Origin of the sequence: Pseudomonas sp. NFPP28 (assembly GCF_900115535.1) — a bacterium.
In the GTDB taxonomy this organism is placed as follows: Bacteria; Pseudomonadota; Gammaproteobacteria; order Pseudomonadales; family Pseudomonadaceae; genus Aquipseudomonas; species Aquipseudomonas extremorientalis.
Genome location: NZ_FOWT01000005.1, coordinates 488,439 through 507,064 on the forward strand (window position 1 = coordinate 488,439; position 18,626 = coordinate 507,064).

General features: G+C 63.3%; 15 protein-coding genes and 3 pseudogenes. 9 read left to right on the forward strand and 9 right to left on the reverse strand.

The genetic code is table 11. From position 1 onward, the window contains the following. Position 1: 1 nt before the first annotated feature. Together BM110_RS16035 and BM110_RS16040 are read right to left on the reverse strand one after the other, a co-directional pair. Entirely contained in the window at positions 2 to 1,069 is a 1,068-nt protein-coding gene (locus BM110_RS16035) for an AI-2E family transporter (protein WP_093127166.1), read from the reverse strand. Between the two features lie 103 nt (positions 1,070 to 1,172). Next, positions 1,173 to 2,378: a cytochrome c biogenesis protein DipZ gene (locus tag BM110_RS16040; RefSeq protein WP_092249653.1), complete on the reverse strand. Its 1,206-nt coding sequence runs from the start codon at positions 2,376 to 2,378 to the stop codon at positions 1,173 to 1,175. Between the two features lie 201 nt (positions 2,379 to 2,579). Between BM110_RS16040 and yegQ the strand changes: the two genes are divergently transcribed. Beyond that, a complete protein-coding gene (yegQ, locus tag BM110_RS16045) occupies positions 2,580 to 3,893 on the forward strand; it encodes a prephenate-dependent tRNA uridine(34) hydroxylase TrhP (protein ID WP_093513801.1) in 1,314 nt (437 codons plus the stop codon). A gap of 25 nt (positions 3,894 to 3,918) precedes the next feature. Here yegQ and BM110_RS30165 read toward each other — a convergent pair whose 3' ends face one another. From BM110_RS30165 to BM110_RS16055, 3 genes and pseudogenes are all read right to left on the reverse strand, one after another. Then, on the reverse strand, positions 3,919 to 4,740 hold the full coding sequence (locus tag BM110_RS30165) for a methyl-accepting chemotaxis protein (protein WP_371914412.1): 822 nt from the start codon (positions 4,738 to 4,740) through the stop codon (positions 3,919 to 3,921). 36 nt (positions 4,741 to 4,776) lie between these two features. Continuing rightward, a pseudogene (locus BM110_RS30170) lies at positions 4,777 to 5,598 on the reverse strand (cache domain-containing protein); the annotation flags it as partial. A gap of 76 nt (positions 5,599 to 5,674) precedes the next feature. Next, positions 5,675 to 6,994 (reverse strand): Na+/H+ antiporter family protein, encoded by a 1,320-nt coding sequence (locus tag BM110_RS16055; protein ID WP_170856121.1) that lies wholly within the window; start codon positions 6,992 to 6,994, stop codon positions 5,675 to 5,677. 459 nt (positions 6,995 to 7,453) lie between these two features. Between BM110_RS16055 and BM110_RS30175 the strand changes: the two are divergent. Next, positions 7,454 to 8,524 (forward strand): annotated as a pseudogene (locus BM110_RS30175) (HAMP domain-containing protein); the annotation flags it as partial. A 264-nt stretch (positions 8,525 to 8,788) separates the two neighbouring features. Beyond that, positions 8,789 to 9,382: pseudogene (locus BM110_RS30180) on the forward strand (methyl-accepting chemotaxis protein); the annotation flags it as partial. A 51-nt stretch (positions 9,383 to 9,433) separates the two neighbouring features. Here the strand turns inward: BM110_RS30180 and BM110_RS16065 are convergent. The 4 genes from BM110_RS16065 to BM110_RS16080 are packed head-to-tail and all read right to left on the reverse strand — an operon-like array spanning position 9,434 to position 12,073. Beyond that, a complete protein-coding gene (locus tag BM110_RS16065; protein WP_093513802.1) occupies positions 9,434 to 10,795 on the reverse strand; it encodes a sensor histidine kinase in 1,362 nt (453 codons plus the stop codon). Beyond that, entirely contained in the window at positions 10,792 to 11,460 is a 669-nt protein-coding gene (locus BM110_RS16070; RefSeq protein ID WP_071489687.1) for a response regulator transcription factor, read from the reverse strand. Before BM110_RS16070 ends, BM110_RS16065 begins: the two co-directional genes overlap by 4 nt. Continuing rightward, entirely contained in the window at positions 11,460 to 11,771 is a 312-nt protein-coding gene (locus tag BM110_RS16075; protein WP_071489688.1) for a PepSY domain-containing protein, read from the reverse strand. The genes BM110_RS16070 and BM110_RS16075 overlap by 1 nt, the downstream gene beginning before the upstream one ends. Beyond that, the gene (locus BM110_RS16080; protein ID WP_093513803.1) at positions 11,771 to 12,073 is read right to left on the reverse strand and encodes a PepSY domain-containing protein; all 303 of its coding nucleotides are present in this window, start codon (positions 12,071 to 12,073) and stop codon (positions 11,771 to 11,773) included. Before BM110_RS16080 ends, BM110_RS16075 begins: the two co-directional genes overlap by 1 nt. Before the next feature lie 158 nt (positions 12,074 to 12,231). On the opposite strand from BM110_RS16080, the gene BM110_RS29600 reads away from it, so the two are divergent. From BM110_RS29600 to codA, 6 genes are all read left to right on the forward strand, one after another. Beyond that, positions 12,232 to 13,311 (forward strand): patatin-like phospholipase domain-containing protein, encoded by a 1,080-nt coding sequence (locus tag BM110_RS29600; RefSeq protein ID WP_093513804.1) that lies wholly within the window; start codon positions 12,232 to 12,234, stop codon positions 13,309 to 13,311. A gap of 310 nt (positions 13,312 to 13,621) precedes the next feature. Further along, complete coding sequence (gene queD, locus BM110_RS16090) at positions 13,622 to 13,978, forward strand: 6-carboxytetrahydropterin synthase QueD (RefSeq protein ID WP_003190259.1); 357 nt, start codon at positions 13,622 to 13,624, stop codon at positions 13,976 to 13,978. Between the two features lie 96 nt (positions 13,979 to 14,074). Continuing rightward, a complete protein-coding gene (locus tag BM110_RS16095; RefSeq protein ID WP_092249634.1) occupies positions 14,075 to 14,698 on the forward strand; it encodes an NUDIX hydrolase in 624 nt (207 codons plus the stop codon). A 191-nt stretch (positions 14,699 to 14,889) separates the two neighbouring features. Beyond that, the gene (codB, locus tag BM110_RS16100; protein ID WP_093513805.1) at positions 14,890 to 16,158 is read left to right on the forward strand and encodes a cytosine permease; all 1,269 of its coding nucleotides are present in this window, start codon (positions 14,890 to 14,892) and stop codon (positions 16,156 to 16,158) included. Next, the gene (locus BM110_RS16105) at positions 16,155 to 17,360 is read left to right on the forward strand and encodes a PucR family transcriptional regulator (protein WP_093127145.1); all 1,206 of its coding nucleotides are present in this window, start codon (positions 16,155 to 16,157) and stop codon (positions 17,358 to 17,360) included. The genes codB and BM110_RS16105 overlap by 4 nt, the downstream gene beginning before the upstream one ends. 26 nt (positions 17,361 to 17,386) lie before the next feature. Beyond that, on the forward strand, positions 17,387 to 18,622 hold the full coding sequence (codA, locus tag BM110_RS16110; protein ID WP_093513806.1) for a cytosine deaminase: 1,236 nt from the start codon (positions 17,387 to 17,389) through the stop codon (positions 18,620 to 18,622). The last annotated feature ends 4 nt before the right edge of the window (positions 18,623 to 18,626 follow it).

The window sequence follows — 18,626 nt, forward strand, 5'->3', positions numbered from 1 at the left end:
GTCAGGGCAATGGCAGTTTGACTCGCGGCTTGCTCTCCACAAACAACGCCCAGCTGGACATGAACAGCGCCGCCACCAGCGGCCCGATCACAAAACCATTGAGGCCAAACACCGACAGACCGCCCAGGGTCGAGATCAGGATCAGGTAGTCCGGCATCTTGGTGTCCTTGCCCACCAGGATCGGGCGCAGCACATTGTCCACCAAGCCGATCACAAACACGCCGAACAGCCCCAGCACCACGCCCTGCCAGATCGCACCGCTCAGCAGGAAGTAAACGGCCACCGGGCCCCACACAATCCCGGCGCCCACGGCCGGCAGCAACGACAGAAACGCCATCAGCACCGCCCAGAGCAACGCACTGGGAATGTCCAGGAACCAGAAAATCAGCCCGCCCAGCGCACCCTGGGTTACCGCCACCAGCACATTGCCCTTGACCGTGGCGCGCACCACCCGGTTGAATTTGAGCTGCAACCGCCGCTTCTGCGGCTCGGCCAGTGGCACCGCCGTGCGCACCTTGCGCACCAGCTCCGGGCCATCGCGCAGCAGGAAGAACAGCAAGTACAGCATGATGAAAAAGCTCACCAGGAAATCAAACGTGCCCTGGCCGAAGCTGAACGCCTGGGTCGCAAAGAACTGGCTGCCCTGCATCGCGCTCTTGACGATTTTCTCGCGCAGGGCCTCCAGGTTGCCCATGCCGAAGCGGTCCAGCAGGTGCTGGAAGTACGGCGGCAACACGTTCTTGAACTGCTCGATATACCCGGCCACGTCCAGCTTGCCGCTCTCGATGTTCTTGTAGAGCGTCGCCCCCTCTTGCACCAGCAAGGCACTGGTGATGATCACCGGCAGGATCGCGATGACCAGGCAGGCGCTCAAGGTCGCCAGGGAAGTGAAATTGCGGTTCCAGCCAAAGCGCTGCTGCAGGCGGCGCTGCATCGGGGCAAAGATGATGCCGAGGATCACCGCCCAGAACACGGCGCCGTAGAACGGCAGCAATATCCAGATAAACGCGACGGTCACCAGGCCCAGCAACAACAGCAGGGTCTTGAATTGCAGGTTGGTTTGATTCATGTCCGGTCCATGTCAGAAAAGCACAGGGCCGGTATAGGCCCTGTTGCTTAGTCCGCAGCGATTCCTGGGAGTGCCGTTGGTTATCGAACAAGCGTAGACCCTATCACTGCGTGGCCTTGGCCTCATTCAACAACGTCTGGATCATCTGCTCCTGGGCCTCGTACCGGCCTTCACCAAAATGCGTGTCGCGCACCTGCCCGTTGGCGTCGATCAGGTAATGGGCGGGCCAGTACTGGTTATCGAAGCGGCGCCAGATCGCGTAGTTGTTGTCGATCGCCACCGGGTACGTAATACCCAACTTGCGCACCTGCTCCTTGACGTTGCCGATGATGCGCTCGTAGCCGTATTCCGGGGTATGCACGCCGATCACTACCAGGCCGTCCTGCGCGTACTTTTTCGCCCAGGCCTTCACGTACGGCAGGGTGTGCTGGCAGTTGATGCAGTCGTAGGTCCAGAAATCCACCAGCACCACCTTGCCTTTCAAGGATTCGCGGGTCAGTTCAGGTGAATTGAGCCACTCGACCGCGCCGCCCAGCGACGGCATGGCGCCCCGTGCATTGTCCTGCGGGTCGGCCTTGACCTTGCTCACCACGTAATCCACCACCTTGGGCACGTTTTCCAGCAGCCCTTTTTCCAGGCGGCTGACGCCTTCGGACGAGGTGCCGGCGAGCAGGGTCTTGTCAGCACCGGTAGAAATCACCACGGCCGCGGCCAGTACCGCTACCCCTGCCCCACGGCGCAGCCAACCGGTCAGCGGAATGGAGGCCTTGAGTCGATTGACCAGGCCGCGCCCGGCAACGATCAGGGTGCCCAGGGACAGCGCACTACCCAGCCCGTAGGCCAGCAGCAACAGACTGGTCTGCGCATTGGCGCCTTGCAGCATCGCACCGGTCAGGATCACACCCAGGATCGGCCCGGCGCACGGTGCCCACAGCAGGCCTGTGGCGACACCGATCATGAGCGACTTGAGCGGACCGGACAGCGCACGGCTGTCAGGATCGATACGGTTGCCCAACAACACGAACGGCCGCGCCAGCCAGCCACCGAACCGCGCCGAGATCAGCGACAGCGCAAACAGCCCCATGACGATCAGCGCCACATGGCGGCCGGTGTTATTGGCCTGTATCACCCACTCCGAGCTGACCACCGCCAGGCTGGAAACCAGCGCGAAGGTCAGCACCATGCCGCCGAGGGTCAACAGGATCGAACGACGACTGCGGTCGACACCGGCGAACAGAAACGGCACCACCGGCAGGATGCAAGGGCTGAGGACGGTCAGGATGCCGCCCAGGAATGCGACGAAGAGCATGGTGATCACCTTATGGATACGGGAAGCCCATTAAGACCGGATGAGGTATCGCGCCTGTGTCGGAAAACCGTGCGGATAAATCGATACGTATCCACAGCCCCCGTCGATACACAGCGATACAAAAATGCGCAAAGCACGATCTGGATCAATGAACCGCCCTCGCCGCTCGGCTACCTTCGCGACCTTTTGCGACCCGTGCCCATGCCTCCCATCCTCGCCCCCGAACTGCTCGCCCCTGCCGGCACCCTGAAAAACATGCGCTACGCCTTCGCCTATGGCGCCGATGCGGTGTATGCCGGCCAACCGCGCTACAGCCTGCGGGTACGCAACAACGAGTTCGACCACACCAACCTGGCCCTCGGCATCCAGGAAGCCCATGCCCTGGGCAAGCGTTTCTACGTGGTGGTAAACATTGCGCCGCACAACGCCAAGTTGAAGACCTTCCTCAAGGACCTCGCCCCGGTGATCGCCATGGGCCCGGACGCGTTGATCATGTCTGATCCCGGGCTGATCATGCTGGTGCGCCGGCACTTCCCGCAGATGCCGATCCACCTGTCGGTGCAGGCCAATACGGTGAACTGGGCCAGCGTCGAGTTCTGGCAGCAGCAAGGGATCTGCCGGGTGATCCTGTCGCGGGAGTTGTCCCTGGAAGAAATCGATGAAATCCGCCAACAGGTGCCGGCCACGGAGCTGGAAGTGTTTGTGCACGGCGCCCTGTGCATGGCCTATTCCGGGCGCTGCTTGCTCTCGGGCTACATGAACAAGCGTGATGCCAACCAGGGCACCTGCACCAATGCGTGTCGCTGGAAATACCAGGCGACCCCGGCGGTGGAAAACGCCACCGGCGATATCGTCCAGCACTGCGAGCCGACCCTGGGCATTGGCGCACCGACCGACCAGGTGTTTCTGTTGCAGGAAGCCAACCGCCCCGATGAACAGATGCCGGCCTTCGAAGACGAACACGGCACCTACATCATGAACGCCAAGGACCTGCGCGCGGTGCAGCACGTGGAGCGCCTGACCCACATGGGCGTGCACTCGCTGAAGATCGAGGGCCGCACCAAGTCGCACTTCTATTGCGCGCGCACCACCCAGGTGTATCGCCAGGCCATCGACGATGCGGTGGCCGGTCGTGTCTTCGACCGCAGCCTGATGACCAACCTCGAATCCCTGGCCCAGCGCGGCTACACCGAAGGGTTCCTGCGCCGGCATGTGCACGATGAGTACCAGAACTACCAGAACGGCAGCTCGGTGTCGGAGCGCCAGCAGTTCGTTGGCGAACTGACCGGCGAGCGCCGGGGCGAACTGGCCGAGGTCAAGGTGAAGAACCGCTTCGCCGTGGGCAATCACCTGGAATTGATGACCCCCGCCGGCAACTTCCACTTCGACCTGGCCACCCTGCACAACGCCAACGGCGACGCCATCGAGGTCGCGCCGGGAGATGGGCACACGGTGTACCTGCCACTTCCGGCGGCGATGGACCTGCGCTTCGGCTTGCTGATGCGCGACCTCTAGCGCATCGCCGCCCAGCCCCTCAGCGCTAGATCCTGAACTGGCCGACCAGCTGCCCCAGGCGCTGGCCCAGGTCCGCGAGGCTGCGGGAGGTCTGGGCGCCCAGCTGGGTCTCGTCGGCCACGCTGTCCACCGCCACGGCAATCTGATGCACGCTGCGGTTGATCTCTTCGGCGACGGCAGTCTGCTCTTCGGCGGCGCTGGCGATCTGGGCGTTCATCGAATTGATGGTGCCGATCAACTGAGCCATGGTGTCCAGGGACGCGCCGGCTTGGTTGGCCTGGGCCGAGGTGCCGTCGCCAGCGTCGCTGGAGCGGCGCATGGCGTCCACCGCGGCTTCGGTGCCTTTTTGCAGGCGGTCGATCATGCCCTGGATTTCCTGGGTGCTGGTCTGGGTACGGCTGGCCAGGGCGCGCACTTCGTCGGCCACCACCGCAAACCCACGCCCGGCCTCCCCGGCCCGCGCGGCTTCAATCGCGGCGTTGAGCGCAAGCAGGTTGGTCTGTTCGGCGATGGAGCGGATCACGCTGAGCACACTGACGATGGAGGCCACGTCCTGCTGCAGGCTGTCGAGGGACACGCCGCTGCTGCGGATGTCGTTCACCAGCGCATGGATCTGCGCGATGCTGCCATCCACCACGCGCTTGGCGGCCTGGCCTTCGGCGTCGGTCTGCTGGGCCGCGACCGACGCGCCCTGGGCACTGCGCGCCACTTCCTGGGCGGCCGAGGACATCTGGTTGATCGCCGTGGCAACCTGGTCGGTCTCATGGCGCTGGCGCTCCATGGCCTGTTCGGAGCGCTGGGCCTGCTCTGACACCTGGCTGACCAGGCCGGTGAGTTGGCCTGTCATCTCGGTGATCTGGCGCACCAGGCCGTGGATCTTGTCGACAAACCGGTTGAACGCGCCCGCAAGATCGCCCAGCTCGTCCTGGCTGGTGATGGCCAGGCGGCGGGTCAGGTCGCCTTCACCGGCCGCGATATCGTCGAGGTTGGCTTTCATCAGGTGCAGCGGACGCAGGATGGTATTGGCCAGCAGCATGCCCACGGCGGCGATCACCAGCAGCACCACCACGGCCACGCCGAGGATGCTCAGCAGCACGCCTTCCATGCGTTTCTCGACCTTGGCCTCGACCACCGCCACCCGGGCTTCGATGCCGTCCAGGTTCACCGAGGTACCGATGACCATGTCCCACTTGGGCAGGTATTCGGTGTAGCCCATCTTTGGCACCAGTTCGGTCTGGCCCGGTTGGGTCGAGCTGTATTGCAGGTAATGGGTGCCGTCCTTGCCGACCTTGACCAGGTCGCGGTTGACGTACACCCCGTTGGGGTCGCGGTTGTCCTTGAAGCTCTTGCCCACGCCGTCGGGGCTGTTGCCCTTGAACAGGCGGATGGTCTCGGAGTCATAGCCGAAGAAATAGCCGTCCTTGCCGTAACTGGTGTTGGACAGCAGCTTGACCACCTCGGCGCGCGCCGCGGTATCACCGGGGGCTGCCGCGTCGTAGAGCGGCTTGATGGTGGTCATGGCCACTTCGACGTAGCTTTGCAGGGTGGCCTTGGCGTCGTTGAGCAGGCGCTGGCGGGTCTCTTCCACCTCATTGCGCGCCTGACCCTGCAGGATCCATACGGTGGTCAGGCTGATGACCACGGCAAACAACAGCACCGGCACTACGGCGAGGGACAGGACTTTGGCCTTGAGGCTCAGACGCATGGGTTTTCTCTCTTATTAGTGGCGACTTGAGAGGTTAACGGCCGCGTAGGAAGTTTCTGTAGTAAGCCCGCTGCGGTCAGAGGGTCATGGCAGCCAGCCAGCCGAATGCCAGCAACGGGAGGTTGTAGTGCAGAAAGGTCGGCACCACGGTGTCCCAGATGTGGTGATGCTGGCCGTCGATGTTCAGGCCGGAGGTGGGCCCCAGGGTCGAGTCCGAGGCCGGCGATCCGGCATCACCCAAGGCGCCTGCCGTGCCGACGATGCACACGATGGCCATGGGGCTGAAGCCCAGTTGCACGCACAGCGGCACAAAGATCGCCGCGAGGATCGGCACGGTGGAAAACGACGAGCCGATGCCCATCGTCACCAACAGCCCCACCAGCAGCATCAACAACGCCCCTACCCCACGGCTATGGCCGATGAAGGCTGCCGAGGTTTCCACCAGCGAACGCACATCGCCGGTGGCCTTGAGCACTTCGGCAAAGCCCGAGGCGGCGATCATGATGAAGCCGATCATCGCCATCATCTTCATGCCTTCGGTGAACAGGTCGTCGGTGTCGCGCCAGCGCACGATGCCCGACACCGAGAAGATCAGGAACCCGGCCAGGGCGCCAATGATCATCGAGTCCAGCCACAGCTGAATGATGAACGCCGAGGCAATCGCCAGTCCGGCTACCAGCAGGGTCAGTGGGTTGTACTGCACCGCCACCTGCTCGACCCGCTCGATCTTCTCCAGGTCGTACACGCGTTTCTTGCGGTAGCTGATGAACACCGCCACCAGCAGGCCGACGACCATGCCCAGCGCTGGCAGGCTCATGGCGTGAGTGACGTTGACCTGGCTGATGTCCACGCCGCTCTTGGCCACGTTGGCCAGCAGGATCTGGTTGAGGAAGATATTGCCGAAGCCTACCGGCAGGAACATGTACGGCGTGATCAGGCCGAAGGTCATCACGCAGGCGATGAGGCGGCGGTCCAGTTGCAGCTTGGTCAGCACGTACAGCAGCGGCGGCACCAGCAATGGAATGAACGCGATGTGGATCGGCAGGATGTTCTGCGAGGCAATCGCCACCACCCAGAGCAGGCCGATCAGCAACCATTTGACGTGGCTGCCACCGCTGGCTTCCTGGCGGTCTACCAGCAGCAGGGCCTTGTCGGCCAGCGCGTGAGCCAGGCCGGACTTGGCAATCGCCACGGCGAAAGCGCCGAGCAAGGCGTAGGACAACGCCACCGTCGCCCCTCCACCCAAGCCGCCATTGAAGGCCTTGAGCGTGGCCTCGATCCCCAGGCCACCGGTCAGGCCGCCCACCAGGGCGCCGAGGATGATGGCGATGACCACATGCACGCGGGACAGGCTGAGCACCAGCATGGTACCGACCGCGGCAATGACTGCGTTAATCATGGTTACCTCAAGCAAAAAACATAAAAAAACAGGCATGCCCGCGCCCGGGCGGCCATTGGGCGGCAACCGGCGTGCAGGCTTGAAGGAGGTCTTATTAGAGGGCGCGCACTTTGCAGCAGGCGGGCGCGCATGTCAAAAAACGGCGCCGCTTTCAGGTTTAAATCGATCGTTTGAATAAAGAAAAACCTGAAACCGCCGATACAGGGGCTCTCTGTGTTTTCAGGTAAGGATGTACCGATGTCGCTCAGGCAGCTCTCCATTCAATGGAAAATCACCCTGCTCGCTGGCTTGTGCCTGCTGGGAATCGTGACCCTGCTGGTGGGTCTGTCGCTGTATCGCATGGCGCAGAGCTCGCAGCAGGTCAAGGCCTCGAGCATGCAGATGCTGGATGAAGCCGCCCAGGCGCGCATCGAAGCCCAGGGTGAGGTGCAGGCGCTGGGCATCCGTCGCCAGTTCATGGACGCCTATCAGTACGGCCATGGTTTTTCCCGCCAGGTACTGTTCCTGCGCGAGCAGGCCGAGAAGCGCTTTCTCGACGCCTTCGACACCCGCGAAGACCTGACCCGCCAGGTCAAGGCCGCGTTGCAGGCCAACCCGGATCTGCTCGGTCTGTCCCTGGTGTTCGAAGCCAATGCGCTGGACGGCAAGGATGAGCTGTTCGCCGGCCAGGCAGAGTTGGGCAGTAACGACAAGGGGCGCTTCGCCCTGTACTGGTCGCAGCCGACACCCGGCAAGCTGGAGTCAATGGCACTGCCGGAAAGCGACATGTCCGACACCCGCGTCGGCCCCAGCGGCGAAAAGGCCAATGCCTGGTTCACCTGCCCGCGCACCACGCTCAAGCCATGTGTGATCGAACCGTACTTCTACACGATCAACGGGCAAAACGTGCTGATGACCAGCATTGTCTTCCCGTTGATGGCCAACGGCAAAGTCATCGCCTCGCTGTCGGTGGACATCAACCTCAACAGCCTGCAGGCCGTGAGCCAGCAGGCCAGCCACAAGCTGTATGACGGCCAGACCCAGGTCAGCATCCTCAGCCCGACCGGTTTGCTCGCCGGCTACAGCCCCGACGCCAGCAAACTCAGCCAGCGCCTGGACCAGGTCGACACCGCCAGCGGCGCACAGTTGATCAGCGCCCTGGCCGGCAGCTCGCAGATCCGCAGCCTGCGCACCGATCACCAGCTCAAGGTGCTCGCGCCGTTCGCACCGATCCCGGACGGCAAGCCGTGGGGCGTGCTGCTGGATGTGCCGGAGAAGGTCCTGGTGGCCCCCGCCGAAGCGCTGAAAACCCGACTGGATGCCGACAATGCCAAGGGCACCCTGCTGGAGCTGAGCCTGGGCCTGCTGGCCGCCGTGGTCGGCTTGATCCTGGTGTGGTTGATGGCACGTAGCGTGACCCGGCCGATCCTCGGCGTGGCGCACATGCTCGAAGACATCGCCAGCGGCGAAGGCGACCTGACCCGGCGCCTGGCCTACGACAAACAGGACGAGCTGGGCCAATTGGCTGGATGGTTCAATCGCTTCCTCGACAAGCTGCAACCGATCATCGCCGAGGTCAAACGCTCGGTGCAGGACGCCCGTGGCACCGCCGACCAGTCCGCCGCAATTGCCACTGAAACCAGCGCCGGCATGGAGCAGCAGTACCGCCAGGTCGACCAGGTGGCCACCGCCTCCCACGAAATGAGCGCCACCGCCCAGGACGTGGCCCGCAGTGCGGCGCAAGCGGCCCAGGCCGCACGCGATGCCGACCAGGCCACCCGCGACGGCCTCACCGTGATCGATCAAACCACCCGCAACATCGGGGAGTTGGCGGCGGACATGAGCACGGCCATGTCCCAGGTCGAAGGTTTGGCGGCCAACAGTGAAAAAATCGGCTCGGTGCTGGAAGTGATCCGCGGCATTGCCGAGCAGACCAACCTGTTGGCGCTCAACGCCGCCATCGAAGCAGCCCGCGCCGGTGAAGCCGGGCGTGGCTTTGCGGTAGTGGCCGATGAAGTGCGCAACCTAGCGCGACGGACCCAGGAATCGGTGGAAGAAACCCGCCTGGTCATCGAGCACCTGCAAAGCGGCACCACCGACGTGGTCGGCGCCATGGGCAACAGCTACCGCCAGGCCCAGGGCAGCGTCGAACAGGTCGGACAGGCGGTGACCGCCCTGCGCCAGATCGGCGATGCGGTAACGGTGATCAGCGACATGAACCTGCAGATCGCCAGCGCCGCCGAAGAGCAAAGCGCGGTGGCCGAGGAGATCAACAGCAACGTGGCGACCATTCGCGATGTGACCGAGTCACTGTCCGAGCAGGCCAACGAATCGGCGCGGGTGAGCCAGGCGTTGAACAGCCTGGCGAATCAGCAGCAGGGGTTGATGGATCAGTTCCGCGTCTGAAAATGCAAGGCTATCCAATGTGGGAGGGGGCTTGCCCCCGATTGCGGTGTATCAGCCAATCTGTTTTTTGACTGGAATACCGCCATCGGCGGCAAGCCCCCTGCCACAGGGCAGTTCGATCAACACTTTCAGGCCGCCCAATTCAGACGCCTGCAACTGCAACACCCCGCCCCACACTTCGACAATGTCCCGCACGATCCCCAGCCCCAGGCCATGGCCATCGATCTGTTCGTCCAGGCGTGCGCCACGGCTGAACACCTGGTCTCGCTGGCTTTCAGGAATGCCGGGGCCGTCATCTTCCACCGCCAGCAGGTAATGGTGCTCAGTCTCGGTGACGCTCAGGCGCACGTCGGCATCCGCCCATTTGCAGGCGTTATCCAACAGGTTGCCGAGCAGCTCCAATAGATCTTCGCGGTCCCAGGGCAGTTGCAGGCCTGGCGCGGCGCGGTAGCTCAGGTCCAGGTGTTCGCCGTGGATCATGGTCAGGGTGGCAAGCAGGCCGGGCAGTTCTTTATCACAATCGAACAACGCGCCGGGCAAGGTTTCCCCGGCCAGGCGGGCGCGATTGAGTTCGCGGTTGAGGCGTTGCTGTACCTGCTCCAAGTGATCACGCAGCAGTTTGCTCAGCTCAGGATGTTGCTTGAGCGTCTCGCTCGATGCCGCGCTCAACAGCACCGCCAAGGGCGTCTTGAGGGCGTGGCCGAGGTTGCCCAGGGCATTGCGCGAACGCTTGAGGCTGTCTTCGGTGTGCGCCAGCAGGTGGTTGATCTGCGCCACCAGCGGCTCCAGTTCCAGGGGCACCTGGGTATCGAGTTGCGAGCGTTGCCCCTGTTGCAGCTGGGCAATCTGGTTGCGCGCGGTTTCCAGCGGGCGCAAGGCGCGGCGCACGGTCACCCGTTGCAGGATCAGCACCAGCAGCAGCGCTGCCAGGCCCAGCACCAGGCCGATCTGGCGCATCAGCCGGAAGCTTTCGCGCACCGGGGTGTAGTCCTGGGCCACGCTGATGGAAATCGATTGGCCAAACCGCTTGTAGTCCGCACGCAGCACCAGCAGTTGCTGGCCTTCCGGGCCGAGTTGCAGGTTGCCCTTCAGCCCCGCCTCGGGCAGGCGCGGCAGTTCCTGGTCCCACAATGAGCGGGAGCGCCAGTGGACGTCGGCGAAATCAATGCGGAAGTAATGCCCGGAAAAAGGCCGTTGATAGGCTGGCGACAGGCGTTGCTCATCCAGCTGCACGCCGTTCGGCCCACGCACCAGCGCCACCAGCAGGTTCTCGGCGTCGTTGCGCAAACCGGCTTCCAGGTAGCGCTGCAAGCCGGCCTCGAACAACCACAGGCTGGTCTGGGCCAGCACCACGCCGACGATCACCATCACGCTGATCAGCCCCAGGCTCAGGCGCCGCTGGATCGACCTCATGCAGGGCTGGCGCCAAACCGGTAACCCTGGCCGCGCCGGGTCTCGATCACGCTGCGGCCCAATTTGCGACGCAGATGGTTGACGTGAACTTCCAGCACATTGGAGTCGCGTTCGGTCTCACCGTCGTACAGGTGCTCGGCCAGGTGGCTTTTCGACAGGATCTGTTCGGGGTGCAGCATGAAATAGCGCAACAGGCGGAATTCGGCGGCGGTCAGCTGGATCTCATCGCCATCACGCAGCACGCATTGGCGACCTTCGTCCAGATGCAGGCCGGCCGCCTGCAACGTCGGTTGGTTCGCCTGGCCGTGGGAACGGCGCAACAGCGCCTGGATGCGCAGGTGCAGCTCTTCGGGGTGAAAGGGTTTGGCCAGGTAATCGTCGGCGCCGGCCTTGAGCCCTTCGATGCGCTCGGCCCAGGAGTCGCGGGCGGTGAGAATCAGTACCGGAACGGCCAACGCGGCGGCTCGCCATTGGGCCAGTACCTCAAGCCCAGGCAGGCCCGGCAGGCCGAGGTCGAGGATGATCAGGTCGTAGGGCTCGCTGCGGCCCTGATACACGGCATCGCGCCCATCGGCCAGCCAATCGACCGCATAGCCCTGGCGCTGCAGGCCAGCCATCAGTTCATCGGCCAAGGGTACGTTGTCTTCCACCAGCAGCAGGCGCATCAGTCTTCCTCGTCTTTGATCAGCACACCGGTGCGTGCGTCCAGCTTGATTTCGCGCACCACCCCTTCGGTGGTCACCAGTTCCACTTCATAGGCATATTGGCCGTGTTTCTTCTCCAACTCGGCCTCCAGCAGGCGCGAGCCGGGGTAACGCGCCATGGCCTGCTGCAACAATTGCTCAAGTGGCAGGATCACCCCCTGCTGGCGCAGCGCCAAGGCTTCATCCTGGTTGAGGTCGCGGGCCGCCAGGCTGGAGCAGAATGCCAAGAGCACCAGCGCCACTCGACTGCCGACGCGTAAATTTACCTTCATTACGTATCCTGATGATTCTTGAGGACCTGCCCGGTGAGCGCGTCCAATTCAACGTCCCATTCGATGCCGTGGGCATCCTCCAACTCGACCTCATACACGTACTTGCCGTAGGCCTCGTCCAGGTCGGTGTCCAGCAATGTCGAACCGGGGTGCAGGGCCAGGGCCGTGGCTTCCAGTTGATCGAAAGCGACAATAGTAACAGTGGCCGGCACTTTCAGTGGTTTGTCGGGGTCCACGGCTCGGGCCTGGGTCGCCGTGAGGGCGATGATACCGGCGGCGGACAGCGCGGTAAGGCGCTTCATGATAAGTCTCCGTTACAGGATGTTTTCCTACGCCGGCCACCGTACGCCCTGCAACTTAACTGAAACTGAATTGCCACCATGGCAATTCTCACCCAGGCCTTTGCCCCACATTCCACGAGATTTTCTATAATGCCCCGCTCGCTCGGACAGAGACCGGTATGACAGCCATCCACATCAAGTTTCCCGCCTTGACCCTCAAGGCCGGCAAACGCGCCTTTGCGCGCATTCGTGAACAAGGCCTCGCGCCTGCCGAGGTGGGCATCCTGCCCGGCGCGGCCGGCGGCCCGAAGGCACTCGGCATCCAGGGCCTGGACCTGGCGCTGTTCGGCGACTGGCTGCCCCGCGCACCACGGGAACGTGCGCTGATCGGGGCCTCGATTGGCTCCTGGCGGTTTGCCAGCGCCTGCCTGCCCGACCCGGTGCAAGGCTTGCTGGACCTGGGCCGCCTGTATAACGAACAGCGTTTTGCCAAAGGCGTGACCATGGCCGAAGTCACCCAGAGCTGCCAGCGCATGCTCGACGACTTGCTCGCCGGCCGCGATGCACGGGTGCTGGACAACCCGGATTACCGCCTGAACATCATGGTGGTCAAGAGCCACGGCCTGCTGGCCGACGACCATCGCGGGCGGCTCGGGCTGGGGCTGTCATCGGTGATTGCCGATAACCTGCGCGGCCGCGCACGGCTGTCGCGGCACTTCGAACGGCTGATCATCCACGACCCGCGCCAGGCGCCACCGGTGCATCCGCTGAAGGACTTCCCCTCGCGCTTCCTGCCCCTGGAACTGGGCAACCTGCGCCAGGCACTGCTGGCGTCGGGGTCGATCCCCATGGTGATGCAAGGCGTGCGCGACCTGCCGGGCGCAGGCGCCGGCACCTACCGCGACGGCGGCCTGCTGGACTACCACCTCGACCTGCCCTACCACGGCGATGACATCGTGCTGTACCCACACTTCACCGACCGGGTCATCCCCGGCTGGTTCGACAAGGGCCTGCCGTGGCGACGCAGTAACCCGCAAGGCTTGCAGGACGTGTTGCTGCTGGCTCCCTCCAGGGACTACCTGGCCCGCCTGCCCCACGGCAAATTGCCGGACCGCAGCGACTTCAAGCGCTTCATGGGCGACGACGCGAGCCGCAACCAGTACTGGCAGACCGCGATGAGTGAAAGCCGAAGGCTGGGCGATGAGTTTCTGGAGCTGGCGGATAACGGCGGATTGGGCGAGCGACTGCAGGTCCTGTAGGCGCGGGCCGGAATCCGGCAGGGGTTTGGGGGGGTGACCACCCGATTACGTGTGAACACTGCGACTGTGGCGAGCGGGCTTGTCCCGCGTTGGGTTGCGAAGCGACCCTGGAAGGAGGAATGCGGTGAGTCGGGCACTCTTCGGCTGCTGGTCTTGGGGCTGCTTCGCGGCCCAACGCGGGGCAAGCCCGCTCGCCACAGGCAATCTTTATTCGCCGGCAAGCCGGCGTGTACAGAGGGACGGTATGCGCGGCGAGGGATCAAGCTGTTAAACTCGCCGGCTGCCAGACACCGACCGAGCTGAAAACACTGTGGAAATCTTCAAGGAATTTACATTCGAATCCGCCCACCGCCTGCCCCACGTACCGGAAGGCCACAAATGCGGGCGCCTGCATGGGCATTCGTTCAAGGTGGCGATCCACCTGAGCGGCGACCTGGATCCCCATACCGGCTGGATTCGCGACTTCTCGGAGATCAAGGCGATTTTCAAGCCGCTCTACGAACGCCTCGACCACAACTACCTCAATGACATCCCCGGCCTGGAAAATCCCACCAGCGAAGTGCTGGCCAAGTGGATCTGGAATGAGTTGAAACCCCTGCTGCCTGAGCTCAGTGCGATTCGTATCCACGAGACCTGCACCAGCGGTTGCATCTATCGCGGCGAATAAGCCTCCGGTAGGAAAAAGCCACCCTCGCGGTGGTTTTTTTATGCCTGGTATTGCACCCTTCGATCTGCCCGCCCTTCGCACACCGATGAGCAATGTATGGAAAACACCTGGCTGGCCCAGGCCAAACGCTTGCAGGCATTGGCCTCCACGGGCCTGCACTTCTGCACCGATGATTTCGAGCGTGAACGCCTGGAGGAAATTGCCGAGATTGCCCACAGCATGCTTGCGCAGCTGGGCAATGTGCCCCTGGAGCGTATCACCGGGTTGGTCAGCGACTTCGCCCAGCGTTACTCGACGCCGATGATCGACGTGCGCGGCGCGGTGATTGAGGGTGACCGGATTCTGCTGGTGCGCGAATTGACCGATGGCTGCTGGGCGTTACCAGGCGGTTACGCCGATATCGGCTTGTCGGCGGCGGAAAACATCGTCAAGGAAATTCGCGAGGAAGCCGGGCTGACGGTGACGGCCCGGGCGTTGTACAGCGTCACGCACAAGGCCAAGGGCTTGTATCGGCCGGACGTACGGGATTTCTACAAGCTGTATTTCCTGTGCGAACCCGTGGATCAGTCGGCACCGATGGCAGGCTTCGAGACCACCGAGGTGGGTTTTTTCCGCCTGGACGAGCTGCCGCCGCTGTCCCGCGGGCGCACCATCGAAAGTGATTTGCAGGCAGCGTTCGCCTTCCATCGTGGCGAGACCACCCACACGCTGTTCGACTGATCCAATTTGTATCACTGCTGCACCGCTTTCGTGCCCGATTGGGCACTGCGACCTTTCCTCAAGGCATTTGCCCCCTGTTTGGCTATAAATACTGTGCACGGTGCACAGCGCCCATCGTGCGCTCGCCACTGCTGCCGCCTTGGCACGCACGGTGCAATAGGCCTGCGTCACTCATTCAGGGAGCAAGGCACATGACGCAGCAAGAACCGGGCAACGATTACCCCCTTAGCGAAGTCCCGATGCATGCGCGCAAAGGCCTGGCGTCGACCGCCATGGTGCTGTTGGGCTTTACGTTTTTTACCGCGACCATGTTTGCCGGCGGCAAGCTAGGAGTGGCGTTCAGTTTCACCGACATGCTCGGCGTCGTGGCCCTGGGTAACCTGCTGTTGGGCATCTACGCCGCAGGCCTGGGTTACATCGCGTTCAAGAGCGGGCTGAACTCGGTGTTGATGGGGCGTTTCTGCTTTGGCGAAGTGGGCAGCAAGCTCAGCGATTTGATCCTCGGCTTCACCCAGATCGGCTGGTACGCCTGGGGCACGGCCACCGCCGCAGTGGTGCTGGGCAAGTATTTCGAACTCAGCCAGGGCAGCGTGCTGGCGTTGATGGTGGTATTTGGCCTGGTGTTCTGTGCCACGGCCTACATTGGTTATCGCGGGCTGGAGATTCTGTCCTACGTCGCGGTGCCGGCCATGGGCATCCTGCTGTTTCTGTCGATGTGGGTAGCCACGGTAAAGGTCGGCGGGCTGGATGGGCTGCTCGCGGTGGTGCCTACCGGTGAGTTGGACTTGTCCACGGCAATCACCCTGGTGTTCGGCACCTTTGTCAGCGGTGCGACCCAGGCCACCAACTGGACACGCTTTTCGCGCTCGGCCAAGGTGGCGGTGCTGGCCAGCCTGATCGGTTTTTTTATCGGCAACGGCTTGATGGTGCTGATCGGTGCCTACGGCGCCATCGTCTATCAGCAACCGGACGTGGTCGAAGTGTTGCTGCTGCAAGGCTTTGCCATGGCGGCAATGGCCATGTTGCTGCTCAATATCTGGAGCACCCAGGACAACACCATCTACAACTTCGCCGTGGCCGGCTGCAATCTGCTGCGCACCAAACGCCGCAAGACCGTAACCCTGGCCGGTGCGGTGATCGGCACCCTGCTGGCGTTGCTGGGCATGTACGACATGCTGGTGCCGTACCTGATTCTGCTGGGCACGGTGATCCCACCGATTGGCGGGGTGATCATGGCGGACTTCTTCTACCGCTATCGCGGCCACTATCCACGCCTGGCCGACGCACGCCTGCCAGCGTTCAACTGGCCAGGGCTGGTGGCCTACGCGGTGGGCACGGTGCTGGCGTTCAACTCGCCCTGGGTCGCGCCGTTGGTGGGTATCGTGGCCGCGTCGCTGACCTACATCGCGCTCACCGCCGTGCTGCGCGTGCGGGCACCCTTGGTTGACGCCCAGGCATGAGCCTGACCATCGCCGATGTGCTGGCCCTGCCGGGCCTGGAATCCATGCGCCTGCGCGCCGGCACCGCTGGCCTGGAGAACGGCGTACGCTGGCCCTATGTGGCGGAAAACAGCGGGATTGCCGAGTGGGTATTGGGCGGCGAGCTGGTATTCGTCACCGGGATCAACCACCCGCGCGACGAAGGCAACTTGATGCAACTGCTGGAGGAAGCCTGCGAGCGTCAGGTGGCCGGGTTGGTGATCCTCACGGGGCCTGCGTACATCCAGGCGATCCCCCAGCGTTTGCTGGAGGCTGCCGAAGCCGCCGGCATGCCGCTGATCGAACAGCCCTACTCGCTGAAAATGGTGCTGGTGACCCAGGCTATTGGTTCGGCGCTGATCCAGTCCGAGCAGTTGGGTCGCTCGCGGCACGATGTGCTGGAGCGTTTGCTGACGGGCGATTATCAGTCCCTGGATTTGCTGCTGCACCGTGGCGGACAGTTAGGCCTGTCGTTGGCCGGGCATTGGCAGGTGGTGCAACTGCAGCTGGAAGGCAGTGAGTTGCTGTTTGCCCAAGGCGACGCGGCGGCGGTCGAGGTACAACTGGCGCGGCAACATGACGCCATCAACCGGCGCTTGCGCCAGGTGTCGGCGGGGTTGCCGGTACTTGGGCGGGCCGGCCAATGGACGCTGCTGCTGCCGGCCTCGGATGCCGTCGCCGCCTTGGTCAACCGCCAGCACCTGGCCAGCTGGCTCAACCCGCTGAATCTGCGACTGGCGCCGCTCAAATTGTTTATCGGCCTCAGCGCCGCCGCGCATCCACCGGCACGCCTGGCCCAGGCGCAGGATGAAGCACGCCAGGCACTGGCGGCTGCGCGGCGTTTCAGCGAGCGCGCCGGGCTGTGTGTGTACGACGAATTGGGCGTACTCAAGTTACTCAGTGGCGTGCGTGATCGCGCCCTGCTCGATCAATTCCTCCATGAACGCCTCGGCCCCTTGCTGCGCCACGACGCGCAGCATGGCCCCAACCTGATGCCGACCCTGGAAGCCTGGTTTCACGAGAATGGTAACCTGGTGGCCGCCGCCCAGCGGCTCGCCGTGCACCGCAACACCCTGACACACCGTGTCCAGCGCATCGAAGCCTTGTGCGGGCTGACGCTGGATAATTCATATGATCGCCTGGACATCGGCATTGCGCTGATGATCTGGCGACTGTCTGCCTGATTGTTTTAGCCAAGAGGAACTTGCCCATGCACATCATCAACGCCCGCCTGCGCAACCGTGAAGGCCTGCATGATCTGCACCTGGAACATGGCCGGATCGCCAGTATCACCGCGCAATCGACAGTACCGCACCTGGGCGCGGGGGACCTGGACGCCGCCGGCAACCTGGTGATCCCGCCCTTTGTCGAACCGCATATCCACCTCGACGCCACGCTGACCGCCGGCGAACCACGCTGGAACATGAGCGGCACCCTGTTCGAAGGCATCGAGTGCTGGGGCGAACGCAAGGCCACCATCACCCAGGAAGATACCAAGACCCGCGCCAAAAAGACTATCCAGGCCCTGGCCGCCCACGGTATCCAGCATGTACGTACCCACGTCGACGTCACTGACCCGGACCTCACCGCGCTCAAGGCCATGCTGGAAGTACGCGAGGAAAGCACACACCTGATAGACCTGCAGATCGTCGCGTTCCCCCAGGAAGGCATCGAGTCGTACCGCAATGGCCGCGAACTGATGGAAGAGGCCATCCGCCTGGGCGCCGATGTGATCGGCGGCATCCCGCACTTTGAATACACCCGCGACCAGGGCGTGAGCTCGGTGAAGTTCCTGATGGACCTGGCCGAACGCACCGGCTGCCTGGTGGATGTGCACTGCGACGAAACCGACGACCCACATTCGCGCTTTCTCGAAGTACTGGCCGAAGAGGCCCGCAGCCGCGACATGGGCGCCCGCGTCACTGCCAGCCACACCACCGCCATGGGTTCCTACGACAACGCCTACTGCGCCAAGCTCTTTCGCCTGCTGGGACATTCCGGTATCAGCTTCGTTTCCTGCCCCACCGAGAGCATTCACCTCCAAGGTCGCTTCGACAGCTTCCCAAAACGCCGTGGCGTCACCCGGGTCAACGAACTGCTCGAGGCCGGCATGAATGTGTGCTTCGGCCAAGACTCCATCGTCGATCCCTGGTACCCACTGGGCAACGGCAACATCCTGCGGGTACTCGAAGCCGGTTTGCACATCTGCCACATGCTCGGCTATCGCAACCTGCAAAGCGCCCTCGACCTGGTCACCGACAACAGCGCCAAAGCCATGGCCCTGGGTGACCGCTACGGTCTGGAGCAGGGACGCCCGGCCAACCTGTTGATCCTCTCGGCGTACAGCGACTACGAGGTGATCCGCAGTCAGGGCCTGCCGCTGTACTCGATCCGCAACGGTAAGGTGTTGATGACACGCCGGCCAGCCCAGGTAGAGTTTGCGTAAACAC